At 61.0% G+C, this 17,188-nt stretch carries 9 protein-coding genes, 1 tRNA gene and 1 pseudogene; 7 read left to right on the top strand and 4 right to left on the bottom strand.

From position 1 onward, the window contains the following. Positions 1 to 12 precede the first annotated feature (12 nt). Positions 13 to 882, bottom strand: coding sequence for an esterase/lipase family protein (locus AC3A5O_RS13335; RefSeq protein WP_487753274.1), 870 nt, complete (start codon positions 880 to 882; stop codon positions 13 to 15). Positions 883 to 1,205: 323 nt separating this feature from the next. Between AC3A5O_RS13335 and AC3A5O_RS13340 the strand changes: the two genes are divergently transcribed. Continuing rightward, positions 1,206 to 2,267, top strand: coding sequence for a hypothetical protein (locus tag AC3A5O_RS13340; protein WP_240998510.1), 1,062 nt, complete (start codon positions 1,206 to 1,208; stop codon positions 2,265 to 2,267). 153 nt (positions 2,268 to 2,420) lie between these two features. Here AC3A5O_RS13340 and AC3A5O_RS13345 read toward each other — a convergent pair whose 3' ends face one another. Beyond that, positions 2,421 to 3,491 (bottom strand): 3-deoxy-7-phosphoheptulonate synthase, encoded by a 1,071-nt coding sequence (locus AC3A5O_RS13345; RefSeq protein ID WP_487753275.1) that lies wholly within the window; start codon positions 3,489 to 3,491, stop codon positions 2,421 to 2,423. Between the two features lie 614 nt (positions 3,492 to 4,105). Here AC3A5O_RS13345 and AC3A5O_RS13350 point away from each other — a divergent pair. The 6 genes from AC3A5O_RS13350 (at position 4,106) to AC3A5O_RS13375 (ending at position 8,635) form a co-directional block, all read left to right on the top strand. Beyond that, positions 4,106 to 4,867 carry a carbon-nitrogen hydrolase family protein gene (locus AC3A5O_RS13350; protein WP_305470521.1) on the top strand — a complete coding sequence of 254 codons (762 nt, stop codon included), beginning with the start codon at positions 4,106 to 4,108 and terminating at the stop codon, positions 4,865 to 4,867. A gap of 7 nt (positions 4,868 to 4,874) precedes the next feature. Next, positions 4,875 to 5,309 carry a GNAT family N-acetyltransferase gene (locus AC3A5O_RS13355; RefSeq protein WP_122568226.1) on the top strand — a complete coding sequence of 145 codons (435 nt, stop codon included), beginning with the start codon at positions 4,875 to 4,877 and terminating at the stop codon, positions 5,307 to 5,309. 126 nt (positions 5,310 to 5,435) lie between these two features. Continuing rightward, entirely contained in the window at positions 5,436 to 6,077 is a 642-nt protein-coding gene (gene gacA, locus AC3A5O_RS13360) for a response regulator transcription factor GacA (protein ID WP_003200277.1), read from the top strand. Positions 6,078 to 6,079: 2 nt separating this feature from the next. Further along, positions 6,080 to 7,903, top strand: coding sequence for an excinuclease ABC subunit UvrC (uvrC, locus tag AC3A5O_RS13365; protein WP_122568227.1), 1,824 nt, complete (start codon positions 6,080 to 6,082; stop codon positions 7,901 to 7,903). Between the two features lie 32 nt (positions 7,904 to 7,935). Then, entirely contained in the window at positions 7,936 to 8,496 is a 561-nt protein-coding gene (gene pgsA / locus AC3A5O_RS13370; RefSeq protein WP_018608070.1) for a CDP-diacylglycerol--glycerol-3-phosphate 3-phosphatidyltransferase, read from the top strand. Positions 8,497 to 8,559: 63 nt separating this feature from the next. Next, positions 8,560 to 8,635, top strand: a tRNA-Gly gene (locus tag AC3A5O_RS13375). Positions 8,636 to 9,518: 883 nt separating this feature from the next. Here the strand turns inward: AC3A5O_RS13375 and AC3A5O_RS13380 are convergent. Together AC3A5O_RS13380 and AC3A5O_RS13385 are read right to left on the bottom strand one after the other, a co-directional pair. After that, positions 9,519 to 10,877: a coiled-coil domain-containing protein gene (locus AC3A5O_RS13380; RefSeq protein ID WP_305470522.1), complete on the bottom strand. Its 1,359-nt coding sequence runs from the start codon at positions 10,875 to 10,877 to the stop codon at positions 9,519 to 9,521. After that, a pseudogene (locus AC3A5O_RS13385) lies at positions 10,874 to 17,182 on the bottom strand (AAA domain-containing protein). The gene AC3A5O_RS13380 and the pseudogene AC3A5O_RS13385 overlap by 4 nt, the downstream one beginning before the upstream one ends. Between the last annotated feature and the right edge of the window lie 6 nt (positions 17,183 to 17,188).

Genomic DNA, 17,188 nt, shown 5'->3' on the forward strand with positions numbered 1-17,188 from the left:
TGGGCTTGGCGATCAAAGGCCGGCTTTGCGCAAGCGCTCGGCGTGGCGCAGGTAAAGCTCTGTGGGGGCTACCCCCTTGCATGTCTTGCCGCCTCCCGGGCTGATAGCCTCCAGGTGGTCCATGGGATAGTCGGAGCGAATGACCTTGCCCAGGTGCGAGCTGAAACGCCCGACCAGACCGTCGTTCTGCCCGGCTTCGGTGATGAAGTACTCGGAAAAGGCCCGGCAGAAAGCCTGCAAAGGCTCTTGTTCTTCGTCCGTCGATTTTCGCAGCGTGCCGCTCCACGAGTAGTAGCGCACGCCGTTGACCCTGGCCGGGCCGTCCCCGCCCCAGTGCTTCGGCAGGCCCTGGGGATATTTGTCATTGAAGGCGCCCACGCCCTCGGTGGTCAGCGTCGCCAGCGCGGCGACGGCGGCCGGCGATAGCTGCGCCTGGTCGTTCAAAAATGAAATGAAATCGGCGAACAGCGTGGCGACGCCTCTCGCCACATGCCCTGGCAGCCGTCCGGGAGTAAGGGCCTTGCGCAAGAAGTCGGCCAGTTCAGAACCATGATTGGGGCCGCTGACCGACGTGACCGAGGCCACCCTGTCGGGTGCCAGCGCGGCGGCATAGCGAGCGGCCAGCGCACCCTGGCTGTGGCCGATCAGGTTGACCCGGGTGGTGCCGGTGCCGACCAGCACCCGATCGATCTGGGCCAGCAGTTGTTCGCCTCTGGCCTCGTTGGAGTGGATGGCCGACAAGTACGGGATGAACACCCGAGCACCGCCTGCGCGTAGGGCCTGTTTGATGCCATGGAAAAGTTCGACGCCGCCGACCTTGTCAAACCCGAACAACCCATGGACCAACAGGATGGGAAATTGAGTGGTTGCATTCCGTTGCATGTTCGTACCTTTTTCGAAGAGGTTCACCTTGAGTTTGCGACTTCACTCTAAAGCAGGCTCATCCTGTGCGGTGTAGGAAGAAACCGCCCTGATCCAAGGAAACCGGCATAAAAAAAGTGGGAAGAGAGCGAAGTAATCCGCCGCTACTTGAGGATGTAGGAGGTCTCCTATAGCCGCTGTCGTTTGCAGCTACAGGTTCGAACGCCAAGGACCACTTCAGTTGTCGTCTTGTCTGGCAGCGGGTTTGGCGCGAGCGGGTTTTAATGGCTCCCCCGGGCACCGTTATGCAAACGATGCCTTCATCCAAGGACTGGAGCCTGTACATGATCACCTATCCATCGCTTCAACGATTCCGTTCAACCTCTGCAACAAGGCTGCCGCCACCGGTCCTGGCAGCGGCCAGGGACGGGGTGATCAACCCCGCTTGGCGCAACACCGTGGTGACCGTCAAGCCTTATCCCATGATGACGTGTGGGGATGAGGTGTTGCTGCGTTGGCATGGCCTCAACAACGATGGCGAACCCTACCGGCATGACGTGGCCGGGTTCGTCACGGAGCGGCAGGTGGGGCGAGACGTTGTGTTCGTCGTGCGCGAACCGCATATCGCCGAGTTGGACGGCGGCTCGCTGGAGATCTCCTACCAGGTGACGGGCAAGCGGTTGCCGACCGCGCTGGTTTCGGAGCACCTGCAACTGGAGATCGGCGATGCATCGCCGCAACTGCTGCCCGCCATTGCCAACGATGCGGTGGGAGGCAGCCTCGATCCGAACCGGGTGCCTGAAGGCACCTGGGTGAGCATTCGACCCTACGCCAGGATGGCGGTCGGCGATCGCGTGATCCTGACTGCCAGCAAGGATTTCAAAGCGCTGTGGCGCGATGTACTGGATATAGAAGCCCATGCGGTTGGCCGTGAGGTATCGCTCTGGATCGATCATTCGCTGATCGCGCCCCATGTGGGACACGACCTGGCCTTGGCTTATGTCGTCAGGCGTGGACACTCGGTGCGTCGGGCTGAGCCTTTGTCGTTGCATATCGGCCCGCTGCAGCGCCCTGCGCTGAAGGCCCTTCAGATTCGGGAGATGAACGAAGGGTGGCTGGAGGCCGACGAGCTGCAAGAGGGGGTAACGATTGTCATCGATGATCCCGGGCTTGAGGCGGGCGAGCTGGTCTGGTTGCAGTGCAACGGCAACTCCGCTTATGTCCTGGAGCGCGAAATCACTGAGGCCACGGCAGGTAAACCGGTGGTGTTTGTGATGCCTGCAAGTTACTGGCAGGACCAGCGCGGCAGGTCGGTGAATGTGTTCTATCAGGTCGAGCGCCTGGATGACGTCAGCCAGCGGTCCGAGTGGGTGACGGTCCGGGTGCGTTCCAAGACGCTGATCTAAGGCCTGCACAGCCTTTGTGGGAGCGAGCTTGCTCGCGATGACATTGGGTCAGGCAACATCAATGCTGGCTGAACTGACGCCATCGCGAGCAAGCTCGCTCCCACAAAGGGGCCCATGCTTACCCCTGGTCCCAGGGGAAGGTGGGTTCGGGACTCAGGCGGGCAATTGCAACCGGCGATGAGCCTCGCGCAACAGCTGCTCGGTGGACTCCCAGCCCAGGCAGCCATCGGTGACCGAGACGCCGTAGCGCATCGACGGACCCAGTGGCTGGCAGCCTTCGAACAGGTGGCTTTCGAGCATCATGCCGATCAGGGAGCGGTTCCCTTGCAGCCGTTGTTCCAGCACGTCATTGAACACCTGCGGCTGGCGCAACGGGTCTTTGCCGCTGTTGGCGTGGCTGCAGTCCACCATGATCCGCGCCGGTATCTTGAGGCGGGTCAGGTCACTGTGTATCTGCGTGACGCTCTGGCGATCATAGTTCGGCCCGCGATGGCCACCGCGCAGCACCAGGTGGGTGTCGGGGTTGCCCGGTGTCTGGATGATCGCCGGATGTCCCTGGCTGTCGACGCCGAAATGCCGATGGGGGTGGGCGGCAGAGCGCATCGCATCGCAAGCAATGCCAACCCCGCCGTCCGTGCCGTTCTTGAACCCTACCGGCATGCCCAGGCCGCTGGCCATTTCCCGGTGAATCTGTGATTCGGTGGTGCGAGCGCCAATGGCGACCCAACTGAGCAGGTCATCGAAGTAACTGGCGGCCATGGGTTGCAACAGTTCGGTGGCGATGGGCAGGCCCAGTTGCAGCATTTCGCGCATCAGCTCCCGGGACAAGGTCAGGCCGGCGGCCATATCGTCGCTGCCATCCAGGCTTGGATCGTAGGCCAGGCCTTTCCAACCCACAGTCGTGCGGGGCTTTTCCACGTAGGCGCGCATGACCAGCAGCATGCTGTCGCTCACTTCGCGGGCCAGGCGAGCCAGGTTGGTGGCGTATTCGAGGGCGGATTTGGGGTCATGGATCGAGCAGGGGCCGACGATGACCAGCAGGCGGGAGTCTTCACCGTCTAGGATCGCGCGGATCGCCTGGCGATGGGCGTCCACTTGGTGGCTCAACGCGGTGTTGAGCGGCAATTGATGCTTGAGTTGCAACGAGCTTGGCAGACGCAGGGTCAGGGCTTCGTTGGCAGGGTTGAGCGTGGACAGCGGCAAAGCAGAGACGGACGAATTCATGATTTTGGCTTCCTGGACGGGCGGCGGGTTCGTTCCCGCGCCGGTCCTAGTGGGGTGTTCGACAGTTGGCCGTATGGGCCCGAAATTGAGGCTTGCCACCGGTAGGTGACCGATCGGAGGCGGCAGGCTGTCCCGAGCGGGGGCTGGTAAATCGCCAGGCGGAAAAACTGTCGTAACGGTAATAAGTGGCGTAGTTCATGGCTCAATCCTCAAGTTGTCTGGTGTTGCGAATGTCTGGGGCCGGAAAAACAAAACCCCCGGTCGGGAGGCCGACCGGGGGTTTGGAAAACTCTGGAAGGCGACCCGTTTAAAGTGGGCGCCGGTTGGGTATCAGGCGCGCCAGTGGCTAAACCAATACCCAAAATAAAAGCTGACCGGAGTTTGAACACTGTTCGCCCGGGCAGCCGCAACCGAGCGCGGGGCGCTGGCGGTGTTAAGCGGTGAGAGGGCGTTGAACATGGTCTGTCTCCGATGAATGGCCCTGAGCTTACTAGAGGGCGGGGCGGCGGTTCAATCAGAAAATTCTATCGAGGGCATGCAATTGTTCGCTCTGGCTTGAGTCCGCCGGGCTTTATGACACACTTCAGGTTTGCACCACCTCCCAGGGATGACCCATGACCGTTCCAGCCTTCGCCGCCGCCCAGTCGATTTCCGTCGCGGGAGACATTCGCACCAACCTCGCGTGTCATCAGCGTTTCATGCAGGCTGCCGCTGAGCAGGGCGTGCAGTTGCTGGTCTTCCCGGAATTGTCGCTCACCGGTTACGAACGTGGCCTGGCGGCGGATCTGGCGATCCTGCCGCAGGATGCCGTACTGCAACCGCTGCGTGACCTGGCGCGGGAACTCGGCCTGACCGCCGTGGTGGGCATGCCCATTCGACTGTCGGCCGATGCTCCGGTGTTGATCGGCGCGCTGGTCCTCGGCGCTGACGGCTCCCTCGGGGTGTACAGCAAGCAACATCTGCACCCAGGGGAAGAAGTCGCCTTCGCTCCGGGCCATGGTGGCTCGATGCTGACAATGGGGGAGGATCACATCGCCCTGGCGGTGTGTGCCGATTTTTCCCACGCCAGCCATGCGGCCGCGGCAGCCGGGCAGGGCGCTACGCTGTATGCAGCGGGGGTGTTGATCACCGAGGGTGGCTACGTGGCCGATACGACGTTGTTGCAAGGCTATGCCCGACAGCATGCCATGACCGTGCTGATGGCTAATCATGGCGGCGTCACTGGCGGTTGGGAATCGGCTGGCCGCAGCGCCATCTGGGGCCCTGATGGCTCGCTGCTCGCAGCGGCGCCAGGCACGGGCGAGCTGTTGGTGGTTGCCCGCCGCGACGCCAACGGCTGGGCCGGGCAAGTCGTGCCGGTGACCAACGGCGGATGAAGTCCTCATGAGCTTTGAGTGGCGTGCTGCAACGAACGGGGACATCGACTTCGCCCGGCAACTGACCTGCGACAACATGCTTCCTTATTACCTCAGGCATGATTTGCTCTGGCAGGACGAAGCATTCGATCTGGCCTGGATCATTCGCCAGAACTGGATAATCAGCCGTGCAGGCCAGGCGCTGGGCTTTGTGAGCCTCAGTCGTGATGCCCGGGCGTTGTATATCCGGGAGTTGCAAATAAGCGAGGCGTTCCGCGGGCAGGGCGCCGGGACCTGGGCGATCGGACAGGTTTGGGACCTGGTGGCGCTGGAACGTCGGCCGGCGCTGCGCCTGACGGTGTTCAAGGATAATCCGGCCAGGGCGTTGTACGAACGCATGGGGCTGCGTGTCGTGGGCGAGGACGAGTGTTTCCTGAGGATGCAGCGAGACGTCGGTGCTTGAAGCCTCGGATGCCGTGCCGATAAAGATGCGTTGTAACTTTTATCTGTCCCTTTGCGCTAGGTCTGCCGGATGCTTTTTGCTAAGGTGTTGTGCAACCCAAATAAGACCAAATCGTGAGGTGTCTGCTTGATTAGGGTGTTAGTGGTCGATGACCATGATCTCGTCCGTACGGGCATTACACGAATGCTGGCTGACATCGATGGCTTGCAGGTAGTTGGCCAGGCTGAATCCGGGGAAGAGTCCCTGATCAAGGCGCGTGAATTGAAACCCGACGTGGTGTTGATGGACGTCAAGATGCCCGGCATCGGCGGTCTTGAAGCCACGCGCAAGCTGCTGCGCAGTCACCCGGACATCAAGGTGGTTGCGGTGACCGTCTGCGAAGAGGACCCATTCCCCACCCGGCTGTTGCAAGCGGGCGCGGCGGGCTACCTCACCAAGGGCGCCGGCTTGAACGAGATGGTCCAGGCCATTCGTCTGGTTTTTGCCGGGCAACGCTACATCAGCCCGCAGATCGCCCAGCAATTGGCGATCAAGTCGTTCCAGCCGACCAACGATTCGCCCTTCGATGCACTGTCGGAGCGGGAAATCCAGATTGCCCTGATGATTGTCGGTTGCCAGAAGGTGCAGATCATCTCCGACAAGCTGTGCCTGTCGCCTAAAACCGTTAACACCTACCGTTACCGTATCTTCGAGAAGCTTTCGATCAGCAGTGACGTCGAATTGACACTGTTGGCCGTGCGCCACGGCATGGTCGATGCCAGCGCCTGAAAATGACTGAATTGTTTGATCCCAGCGCGTTCCTCTCCACCTGCAGCGGTCGCCCCGGCGTGTACCGCATGTTCGACAGCGACGCGCGCCTGCTTTATGTCGGCAAGGCCAAGAACCTCAAGAAACGCCTGGCCAGTTATTTCCGCAAAACCGGCCTAGCGCCGAAGACTGCCGCCCTGGTGGGGCGCATCGCGCAAGTCGAAACGACGATCACCGCCAATGAAACCGAGGCGCTGCTGCTCGAGCAGACGCTGATCAAGGAATGGCGCCCGCCGTACAACATCCTGCTGCGCGACGACAAATCCTACCCTTACGTGTTCCTGTCCGACGGGGCCTTTCCGCGCCTGAGCATTCATCGCGGGGCGAAGAAGGCCAAGGGGCGGTATTTCGGCCCTTACCCCAGCGCCGGCGCGATTCGTGAAAGCCTTAGCCTGCTGCAGAAGACCTTCTTCGTTCGCCAGTGTGAAGACAGCTACTACAAGAATCGCACCCGGCCCTGCCTGCAGTACCAGATCAAGCGCTGCAAGGCGCCTTGCGTGGGGTTTGTCGAGCCGCAGGTCTACGCCGAGGACGTGCGTCATTCGGTGATGTTCCTGGAAGGGCGCAGCAATGCGCTGACCGACGAGTTGTCGGCAGCCATGGAGGACGCGGCGGTCAACCTTGAGTTTGAACGGGCCGCCGAGCTGCGCGACCAGATCGGCCTGCTGCGCCGGGTGCAGGACCAGCAAAGCATGGAAGGTGGCAGCGGCGATGTCGATGTGATCGCCGCGTTCATCAACCCGGGTGGCGCCTGCGTGCATTTGATCAGCGTGCGCGGTGGTCGCGTGTTGGGCAGCAAGAACTTCTTCCCCCAAGTGGGTATCGAGGAAGACGTGGCCGAGGTCATGGCGGCGTTTCTGGGCCAGTACTACATCAGCAGTCCGGAACGCGACTTGCCTGCCGAGTTGATCGTCAACGTGGTCCATGAAGATTTCCCGGCCCTGATCGAAGCCATCGACAAGCTTCGCGGTCGCGAACTGACCATCAGCCACCGCGTTCGCGGCACCCGTGCCCGTTGGCAGCAACTGGCCGTGACCAACGCCGAACAGGCCCTGGGTGCGCGCCTGGCCAACCGTCAGCATGTGGCGGCGCGGTTCGATGCCCTGGCCGATGTCCTTAACCTGGACGAGCCGCCGCAACGGCTGGAGTGCTACGACATCAGCCATTCCAGTGGCGAGGCAACCGTGGCGTCCTGCGTGGTGTTCGGTCCGGAAGGCCCGATCAAGTCCGATTACCGCCGTTATAACATCGAAGGCGTCACGCCCGGCGATGACTACGCGGCGATGCACCAGGCATTGATGCGACGCTTCGGCAAGCTGAAGGACGGGGAGGGCAAGTTGCCGGATATCCTTCTGGTGGACGGCGGCAAAGGCCAGTTGTCCATGGCCCGCGATGTGCTCAATGAGCTGATGGTCCCCGACCTGATCCTGCTGGGCGTGGCCAAGGGCGCGACGCGCAAGGCCGGCTTCGAGACCTTGTACCTGAACGATGCCGCCCATGAGTTCACCCTCAAGGGCGATTCGCCGGCGCTGCACCTGATCCAGCAGATCCGCGACGAAGCCCACCGTTTCGCCATCACCGGACACCGTGCCCGTCGTGGCAAGACGCGCCGTACGTCTACACTGGAGGGTGTGGCAGGCGTCGGTCCGACGCGCCGTCGCGACTTGTTGAAACATTTTGGTGGATTGCAGGAACTGTCTCGTGCCAGCATCGAGGAGATAGCCAAAGCACCCGGTATCAGTAAAAAGCTCGCAGAGTCGATTTATGCAAACCTGCACAGCGAGTAGAATGCCCGTCAACCTTGTAGCCAGTTGTGCCGATGAATATCCCAAATCTGATTACCGTTCTACGCGTCCTGCTCATTCCGATCTTCATATTGCTGTTCTATTTGCCGTACCACTGGAGTTACGTGGCCTCCGCCTCGGTCTTCGCCTTCGCCGCCGCGACGGACTGGCTGGATGGTTACCTGGCTCGACGCCTGGAGCAGAGCACGCCGTTCGGTGCCTTCCTCGACCCGGTGGCCGACAAGCTGATGGTCGCGGTGGCCTTGGTGCTGCTGGTACAGGAACACGGCAACCTCTGGCTGACCTTGCCGGCGGCGGTGATCATCGGCCGCGAAATCGTCGTCTCGGCGCTCCGTGAATGGATGGCCGAGCTGGGCGCCCGCGCCCAGGTCGCGGTGTCGAACCTGGGCAAATGGAAAACCGCCGCGCAGATGCTGGCGCTGGTGATCCTGCTGGCCAACCCGTCGGACTTCAGCTTCTGGGTGCTGTTGGGCTATGCATTGCTGCTGGTTTCCGCTGGGCTGACGCTGTGGTCGATGGTCCAATACTTGCGCGCCGCCTGGCCGCATCTGCGGACGGATGTAGAGCCCAAATAAAACTTTTTTGAATCAAAGGGTTGACGGCGTAATCTGAATCTATAGAATGCGCCACACCAAGACGCGGGAATAGCTCAGTTGGTAGAGCACGACCTTGCCAAGGTCGGGGTCGCGAGTTCGAGTCTCGTTTCCCGCTCCAAGATTCAGAAAAAAGCCACTCAGATGAGTGGCTTTTTTTGTGCTTGAAATTTGGAAGCGTCGATATATCCAGCAGTACGGGGGAATTATCCCATTCAATCGCTCAGGAAGGCGTTCCAGATCCTTTCGTTCAATGGAACAAAGCAAGCTTGCTCAAATCTGAGATGCCGCGCGAGGTTGTCCCACGCGATACCTTGTTTTTGGCCTCTTATCGACAATGTGCAGTTTTGACGGCGCATATCCCTCAGCATCGCTTCGAAATCATGTATGAGCGCCGCCTGACGTTAGAGAGGCAGCCAAGCGACGCTTAAAGTGAGAGGATTATTTGCTGCGAGACTTGCCTGCGTCGCTACGCTTGTCTCGGATTTGGCCATCCTGGTTCCGGGAGCGAGGCTGTTCTCCACCTCCTGGCTTCGGAACGTTGACGTTTTTATTGATTGGGCGTCGATCAGTCATCGTTAAATCTCCTACGTCATATGGGTATATCACACATGCAGGATTGGAATGGCAGGTCGAAACACATCATGTAGTGTTTTTTGCCGTTCGCAAGCACAACATAGTCCGCTTCGTTCGGCTTCGCAAGACCCTATTTCTATTTTTAGGTTGCTAGATGTTGTCCTTTATGTTTTTTCATCGACACCAGATGTGGTGTTGTGCTGCTTGATCTATGTGGAAACCAGTATGTTGAACTTGCTACGCAGAATACGGCAGGGTCGTACCCGCTGGCTCTGGTCGTTGTGCTACGCAAGTAGCGCTCAGAAATAACTTATCTGTAGCGATGAGGCGGGCTCAACTACGCCCTAAGGTGGTAGCTACAAGACCCGATGCAAGCTCACACGGTTCTGAGTGCCTAACGGCAGAGCACGTCGACAACAGCTTGCGGTTTACTGATGAAGAGTCTTTTGCTGACCTGTGATTGTTCCCACGTCCGGCAGGGAGATGTTCGTTTCTTTAAGCGGGACCTCACCTACCGAAAGCGCACGCTCGATAAGTAATTCGCTGCCCCTGTCTTCCAACAGGGTCTGTAACCGCTGGAATTCGCCGCACCAGATGGTTTCTATGTCGCGATCCCGCGCCTTGTCACGATCGCTGCTGAGGGCTACGGCGCGAACCTGCAGACGGCCATTGTCGGCTTTGCCACCCACTTCTACTCCGTAGCCGGGGATAGCTGTTTTGCGCAGCACGACCTTGCCGTTTTCTGCCCAGGCAGTGGCCATGCCTTCGCGCACTTCGTAGCCGAGGCTGGCCAAGCCGTCGAGCACGGCTTCGCGGCGGGCGAGGGCGGCCTGGTCCTGTAAGTGGGACGCGATAAGCGTTTTACCCTGCGCGATCAGTCCGGTGGTTACCGAGAGTTCGGTGTCGGTTGTACAAGCGCCAATATGACCGAGCAAGGTCGCGTGTTCGATGCCTGTGTAGGTTTTGACTTCGCTAGCCAGATCCTGCAGTTGTTCGAGGCGCTCGCGTTGGCGTCGGACGTTTCGGGCGGACGCGGCGAGGTCGAGTACTAGGCTGTCGAGCAGCAGGTTACGCCGCTTGGCATCGGTTTCCGTTTCAGCTCTTTCCAGTGCCAAGAGGAACGGCGCGGCACACTCAGCGCCTTGCAGCAGTTGCAGCTCCACTATGTGGCGGTCAATGCGTAGCAGCCGTACGTCGCGCGTTGCATCCGGTTCCCGGGCCGCAATCCATTCGCGCAGGGAAACCTCGGGTTCGTCGACCTTGAGTTGCTGCGCCAGGCTGCGTTGGGTATCGCTCAGTGTTGGCTTCTCGCTTGCCTTGCTCAAGTGGGCGAAACCCTCGGCCAGCAGACGCTCGGCATCTTCCTGACTAGCACCGTTGGCCAATCGTGAGAGGGACTCCAGCAAGGCTTGATCGACGCTTTCGGGGTTGGCTTGCAAAGCATCAAGCAGGATTTTTGCGTTTTCATGGACGCGTCGGTCGCGTTGGCGTCGCTCAGCGGCGCGAATGATCGCGCGTTCTTCGCGGTCTTCCAGGTCACGGCGCAGGTGCTCGATCTCTACTGGCACGGCCTTCTGCAGTTCCGCCAATCGGTCTTCCGCCAGCAGAGCGCGAAGGCGAGCGTGTCGCTCCAGGGAGGCGGAGCGCTCCTGTTCGCTGAGTTCTCCAAGTCTTGTAGCCTGTGTCTGCCAGCGGTCCGCGGCGCGCTCCAGCCGTTGCAGGTGGCCTTCACAAATGGCGATGATTTCTTCGCGGGTAACAATGCGAACGACCTTGGGACCACTCATTGGCAGATTTCCGTATCAACTGAAGTAGGGCTGGGTTGCAGCGGCTGCTCGACTTGCATGGCGTGTTCGATTGCTTCACGCAGCCGCGAGCGTTCGCTGTCGCCGTTGTGATACCAGGCTTGTGACGACACACGGTGGATGTGCGGGATGGCGCGGTGCAGCACGGACGGGCGCCAAATTTCCCGGGCGCGGGCACGTTCCAGCAGATTGTGGCAAGGCGCATCGCACTCGATGCCGATTGCATACAGGCCCGTGTCTGGATTCTCGATGGCGAAATCGAGACCGAAAGCGTCGCCTTCACTGGCGGGAGCGGCCTGCCATCCCAGGGAATGAATGAATTCACCGACCAACCTGACAAAGCCATCACGTTGCTGACCTTGCTCACGATGCTGGCTGCTGCGGTCGGTCTGCAGGCGCTCCAGCAACTTGGTGCTGTTGCTGAACTCGCCCGAGGAGAGCGCGCGAGCATATTCCAGATAGCCTTGCAGATAGTCTCGCGGGCTGTTGGGGGCACGGTGCGTGTTGAGCATGTCGGAGATATCGGCGATCGGCATCGACGTGATCATTACCACCTTACGCCGCGCGCGGGTCACCGCCACGTTCAGGCGTCGTTCGCCACCCGTCTGCCCCAGTACGCCGAAACTTCGGCGGAATGTGCCTTGGCTGTTGCGACCGAAGGTGGAGGAGAAGACGATGATGTCGCGTTCATCCCCCTGCACGTTCTCCACGTTCTTGACGAACACCGACATGTCCTCGCCGTCTTCGCTGCGCTCGCGCTCCTGGGTGTAGGCGGCGCGGAACAGTTCATCCTGCTCAGCCCGCCGCTCCAAGTGCTCCTCGATGAGGTCGGCCTGCTTGCGGTTGAAGGTGACGACACCCACCGAGGGTCGCTGGTCGTAAGGCTGCTGCCACAATTCGTTCAGGTACTCGACGACCCGTTCGGCTTCTTGGGCGTTACTCTGGTTCTGATACAGCCCACCGACCTGGATCAGCTCCAGCGGCTTGATGCGCTGGATGCTCGCTAGCGGGTGACGGACCGGAACGTTCAGGCGATTGCCATAGAACGAGGCGTTGGAAAATCCGATCAGTTCACGGTAGGCCGAACGGTAGTGGATTTGCAATGTGGTGCTGGGCAGGGCGTTGCGCGCCAGCTGCAGCAGGTCGGGGCAATCCTTGATCTCACGACGGTTCCAAGTATCTTCGAACGCTTCGCGCTGTTCCTCATCCGCATCTTCATCAGGTTCGTCGCCGTCAAACACTTCGGCTTCGTCGCTTTCGATGCGACTGGAAAAGAATGCCGTCGGCGGCATTTGCTTCTCGTCGCCGCTGACAACAGTGACCTGGCCGCGGAACAGGGTTGGCAGGGCGAACTCAACCGGCATCTGTGAGGCTTCGTCGTAGATAACGGTATCGAACAGGCCTGCCTTGAGCGGTAGCACACGGCTGGCGACGTCCGGGTTCATCAACCACACCGGGCGTAGGCTCATCAGGCCTAAGTTACTGCCCAGTTCAATGAATTCGCGCAGGCGTCGTGAGCGTTTGCCAGTCAGGCGAGTGACATCCTCCCATTGTTTGCGGTTACCCAGGTGATCAAGGTTGATGGCTTTGGCCAGCAGCTCGCGATTGAGCAGCCGCATCTGCGCATCGGCTTGCGCGAGGCTGGCGACTTTGGCACGGGCTTCGTCCTGGCTGAACAGCAGTTCGGGATTGGTTTGCTCGACGCGGTGTTTCCAACCCAGTCGAGCTTCGCGGTTGAGTAGGCGCCGCACCGCGGCTTCAAGCTGCTCGGGCGCAATGTTGTCCAACTGTTCCTGGCGTTGGCGCAGCAATGCGAGCAGCTCGAGGTCGGCTGCTGTCAACTGAGTGGCGCGCCCGCGGAATGCCTGGTAGGCGGCCAGGAAGGGCAGCGCTTCATGCAGCCGATCAAGAGACAGTTGATTGCTCAGATTGTGCTCGATGGCGTGCTGCAGTTGCTGCACCAGCTCATCGCCCAGCCAGTCGCCGAGGATCTTGAGTTGCTCGAGGCTGGATTGGCGAACGCCATGGCGCATCAGCGAAGCATCGAGATCGCTGAGCAACGCCTCGAGATGTTGTTTGTCGCCGGCGAGGGCGGCCTCGTCGGCCTGCCGGGCGCGAGGCGATTGCGCCAACGCCATGGCCAGCGCCTGGATTTCCAGCAGGTGACGGATGTCGCTCTTCACGAAGCTGATCAATTCCAGGCAGGCTTGCCGACTCACAGCTTCCAGTTCCAACGCCTGGTGCAGGGTGCTCAGCTCGGCGCGCAATGGTCGCCACTGGCTTTCAATGCGGATGGCTGCCTGTAGGGTTGGTAGCGCTTCACTAACACGGCTTTCCCCCTGGTCCTGAAGGAAGTTGCGCAGTCGCTTGCGCCGCAGCAGATGCAGCGGATTGATGTTCGCCAACCAGGACCGGGCAGCCATAACCTTGGTACAGTCTTGATCCAGATGCCTGAGGGCCTTGTTTTCGAGCAGGCAGAGGGCCGGTGACAAGGCGGGGGCGTAGTGGTCCTGATCCAGTTGGCCGAGTTGCTGGTCCAGTTGCTGTAGTTCGCCGAGAATCGACTCTCCCCGTGGGGGTGGGCCCGCTTCGCGGCTGCGGAAAAGCGGTAGTCACCGCGCAAGGCGCAGACGTTGCTCTTGCTTCAGGTCGAGCAGGGCTGCGACATGGGCCGCTATCCAGTTACGGTACGGCATCGGGTCGTCGATTTCGAAGCTGGCAGGGTGTGCTTGCAGCGTGGCCTGACGGTTGTGTTCGGCTTGGGTGAAGCTGTGCAGATTGTCGGTGAAAGCCTGCAAGGTCGCCCGGTCGGCGGCGAACGACTGCAACTGGGCCAATGGACTGCCTTCGTAGCGCGCGGGCAACCACAGGCGAATCAGAGGGGCGCAGCTTTCCTCCAAACGGGTCAGGCTAGCGAGGTCCAGGGAGGCCAGGCGTTGGCGCAGGGCCGGAAACTCGAGCGGGGCCGGGCCGGATTCCAATTCAATCAACTCGCCGAGCAGCCTGCGATAACTGAGGCCGGTATTTTCATCCAGGCGATGCAGACTCTGGTGGAAGCGGTCGAGCTCGCCCTCCAGGGCCTCGATGCGGGCCGCGACCTGTTCGCGCTGGCGCTGCCAGCCCTGCGGCTGGCTGCCGTTCGTGAACAGGCTTTCCAGTTGTTCGCGAATATTGCGAATGACGGGTTCGCGGTCGCGGTTGACGTCATTGAGCATGACGATGCGTTGGCCAAGGCCTTCGGCGACCAGGCGTTTGTACACGACCTCCAGCGCAGCATGCTTCTGACAGACGATGAGTAAGCTGCGCTGGCGGCCGATGGCGTCGGCGACCATGTTCACGATGGTCTGGCTCTTGCCGGTTCCGGGCGGCCCCTCGACCAGCAGTCCCGGGCTTTGTCGGGCCTGGATCACGGCCGCTTCCTGGGAGGGATCGCTGGCCACGGTGAAGTAGCGTTGCAGCTCGCTTGGTGGTGCCGCGTGCGTGGTTTCATCGGCGGTCTTGAGGCGCAACGCCGTTTCCAGGCCGGTACCGGCGGGCGACAGGGTTTTCAGTTGGCGCAGGTCTTCACCAATGGCTTGCCCCATGAAGGTCACGTGAAACAGCACCGCCGCGCAGTCCAGCTCGTCTTGGTAGGGCGCGATCTCCACGGTGCTCGCGGGCAGGTTGCCAAGGGTGCGTGAGCGGATGGTGGCGAGCATGCCGAAGGCGTCCATCACATCCGCCGCACGAATTGACGAGCGGCCGAGCAGTTCATCGGCGGTCTTGCGCCAGCGTTTGCAGGTTTCGGCGCCGAGCACGCTTTCCAACGCCGGGTTGAGTCGCACTTCTTCACGCTCACTGTCAAACGCCAAGGCGGCGTGACCACGAGAACCCAGCTCCAGCAGTAGTTTCACTGGCCACAGTAGGAGCGGGATGATCCGCGTACGCGTGGTGCCGCGAGGGTCGCGATTGAGCAGGAAAGGGAAGCCCAGGTACAGGCCGTCGATACCGGTGTCGCGTTTGTACAGCGCGCTTTGCCGGTACAGGGCATGCAGGCGCGATTCCAGCTGGCCGTTGAGCTGAAAACTCTCTGGGTCTAGGTTCACTGCCCGGGCATTACGTTGCAGCAGGTGATCGAGCAAAGCCGCGGCCGGACTGCGCTCGCTGTTCAGTTCACTGATGTCGACCCGTGCGGTGGTCTTGCCGATGCTCATACGCACCAGTGGCCCGCGCATCACTGCGGTCACCACCTTCTTCTCGAAGAAGTCGAGAATCTGTGAGACGTACTGCTGTTTCTGTGGTTCCAGCCAATGACTGGACGGAATAGCCAGCAACACCAGTGCCTGAGCCAACGGCATACGTCGCTCCAGGCGGAACTGCTCGGCCCACTCGTCCACTACCGGCACGCCACAACGGGCAAAGCCTTGGATGCGCTCATCGACACTGCGGTACAGCTCAAGTCGCGAATGCAACAGCAGTTGGGTCGCCGCTTCGGAGTCGAACCAACCGACATCGGCAGCTCTGGCCAGCTCGGCGGCGGACTCTACTATCGAGGCCCCCGAACGGAACTGACTGATCGCCGCGCTGAGCAGCACGATCAGATCTTCTTCGGCGATCACCCGGCGCTCCGACAGTGAGGACAGTCCCGGATGGTCGGTGTCTGGAAACAGGCGTTGGCGCTCTTGCCATTGCGTGGACAGCTTGGCGCGCGAGGTCGATAGCAGGAATATCCGCAGTTGCTCTTCGACCAACTCGATGTGTTGGTGCAGGGCACGCTGACGTACGTTTTCGGCGCGGGATTTGAGACGCGACAGCCAGTTGTCGGTCTGCAATTGCTCAAGCAGGTCCGGGACCGACCCGCTGATCAGGCGATAGCCTTCCAGTGGGTGCTCCAGTAGCCATCCTGGTGTGACGATGTCACCACGATGAATCAACGGGATTTCCGGATTGAGGATTCTCAGCGCCAGCATTAAACGGAAGTCGTCCTCAATCCCTTCGTGCTGAACGACCTGACGCAAGCCAGCGACCAGAGAAGGGGCGAGACCGACCTGCTCGGTCCAGGTCACGATCACACCGCGCAGCAAATGGTCCAAGGCCTGTTGCCAGTTATCCGCCTGGGCTGCCGCCAGGGCGAATACGCCGGGCTTGTGGAAGCGGCGCTCGCCCAGCAGTAGGGTCGCGCCTTCACCATCGTCCGTTTGCTGGACGGAAGAGGCCGGAGCCTCGACCATAATACCGTTGAGCCAGCCTTCGACCTGCGGCCATTGCCAGCGCTGATGACGGTCGCGTGCCAACAGACCTCGCAGCAGCAGGTTCAGGCGCGGGTCGAGGTTGTCGGGGATCGGTACTCCGTTGGCCAGCACGTGAATAAGAAATGCATTGGCATTGATGCCGTCGAAGCAAGCGCCCTGGGTTAGTTGCTCGAGCAGGATCATACCCAGGCTCCACCAGTCCGAGGCAGCCGCAACGCCGCCTGCGATGGCTTCGGGTGCCATGTAGCGGCTGGTTTCCAGTGGCGATACGATGTCCAGGTCGAACTCGGACAGGCGTGCCGAGCCGAAGCCGCTGATGACCAGGTCCAGCGGTTCGCGGGAACGCACCAGCAGGCTGGCTGGGCGCAGGTCACGATGGCGCAGGCCAGCCTCGTTGAAAGCATGCAGCGCCAGGCCCAGTTCGTTGACCACATGGTGCACGCTGTCGCTGTCGCGGATCACGCTGCCAAGTTCTGCCAGGGTCCCGCCGGTGAGTTCTTCAATGACCTCATAGGCACGGTCATCCCAGCGGCCGGTGGCAATGATTTCGGGTACGTGCTCGCGTGGCAGTCGGCGGATCACATCATAGATCGCCGGGTCCGGTTCGGCGCCGGGTCGATACAGGGTCAGGACCGCCTGTTGCGCGGTTTCCTCGTGCTCGGCGAGGTAGCGCTCTCGCACACCGTCGGTGCTGCTGATCTGACGGATCAGGCGCCAACCATCGATCAGGCTCTGGGGGATACCCTCTGGTTCGCTGCTGTCTGGCCGGGCGTCGTAGGACGTTGCTTGCGCAGGTGAGCTGCCACATTCAAGGCACATCAGGTCGCCATCGACCATCGGGTGCCCATTTTCGCAGAGCAGGTCAGGGGCATTCCCCTGAGTCGGACTGACCGGCGGGAGGGTTTGCTCCGTGACGACGGCATGCGGCCGCCAGCCGGCGGCATGAATGGGTTCGCCAGCGAGGTCCCAGCCGCAGGGTTGTTCCTGAATGAGCCCTTCGCAGAACATTTCCTGGAGGGCGCGCTCGGTTTTGCAGTTGGGGCAGAAACGTATCATGGGGTG

The organism is Pseudomonas sp. Soil_N_39 (assembly GCF_057655955.1).

Bases quoted from the DNA above. Each gene is read 5' to 3' on its own strand.
- AC3A5O_RS13380 (WP_305470522.1), bottom strand. From the start codon at position 10,877: ATGAGTGGTCCCAAGGTCGTTCGCATTGTTACCCGCGAAGAAATCATC.
- AC3A5O_RS13345 (WP_487753275.1), bottom strand. From the start codon at position 3,491: ATGAATTCGTCCGTCTCTGCTTTGCCGCTGTCCACGCTCAACCCTGCC.
- uvrC (WP_122568227.1), top strand. From the start codon at position 6,080: ATGACTGAATTGTTTGATCCCAGCGCGTTCCTCTCCACCTGCAGCGGT.
- AC3A5O_RS13355 (WP_122568226.1), top strand. From the start codon at position 4,875: ATGAGCTTTGAGTGGCGTGCTGCAACGAACGGGGACATCGACTTCGCC.
- AC3A5O_RS13340 (WP_240998510.1), top strand. From the start codon at position 1,206: ATGATCACCTATCCATCGCTTCAACGATTCCGTTCAACCTCTGCAACA.
- pgsA (WP_018608070.1), top strand. From the start codon at position 7,936: ATGAATATCCCAAATCTGATTACCGTTCTACGCGTCCTGCTCATTCCG.
- AC3A5O_RS13350 (WP_305470521.1), top strand. From the start codon at position 4,106: ATGACCGTTCCAGCCTTCGCCGCCGCCCAGTCGATTTCCGTCGCGGGA.
- AC3A5O_RS13335 (WP_487753274.1), bottom strand. From the start codon at position 882: ATGCAACGGAATGCAACCACTCAATTTCCCATCCTGTTGGTCCATGGG.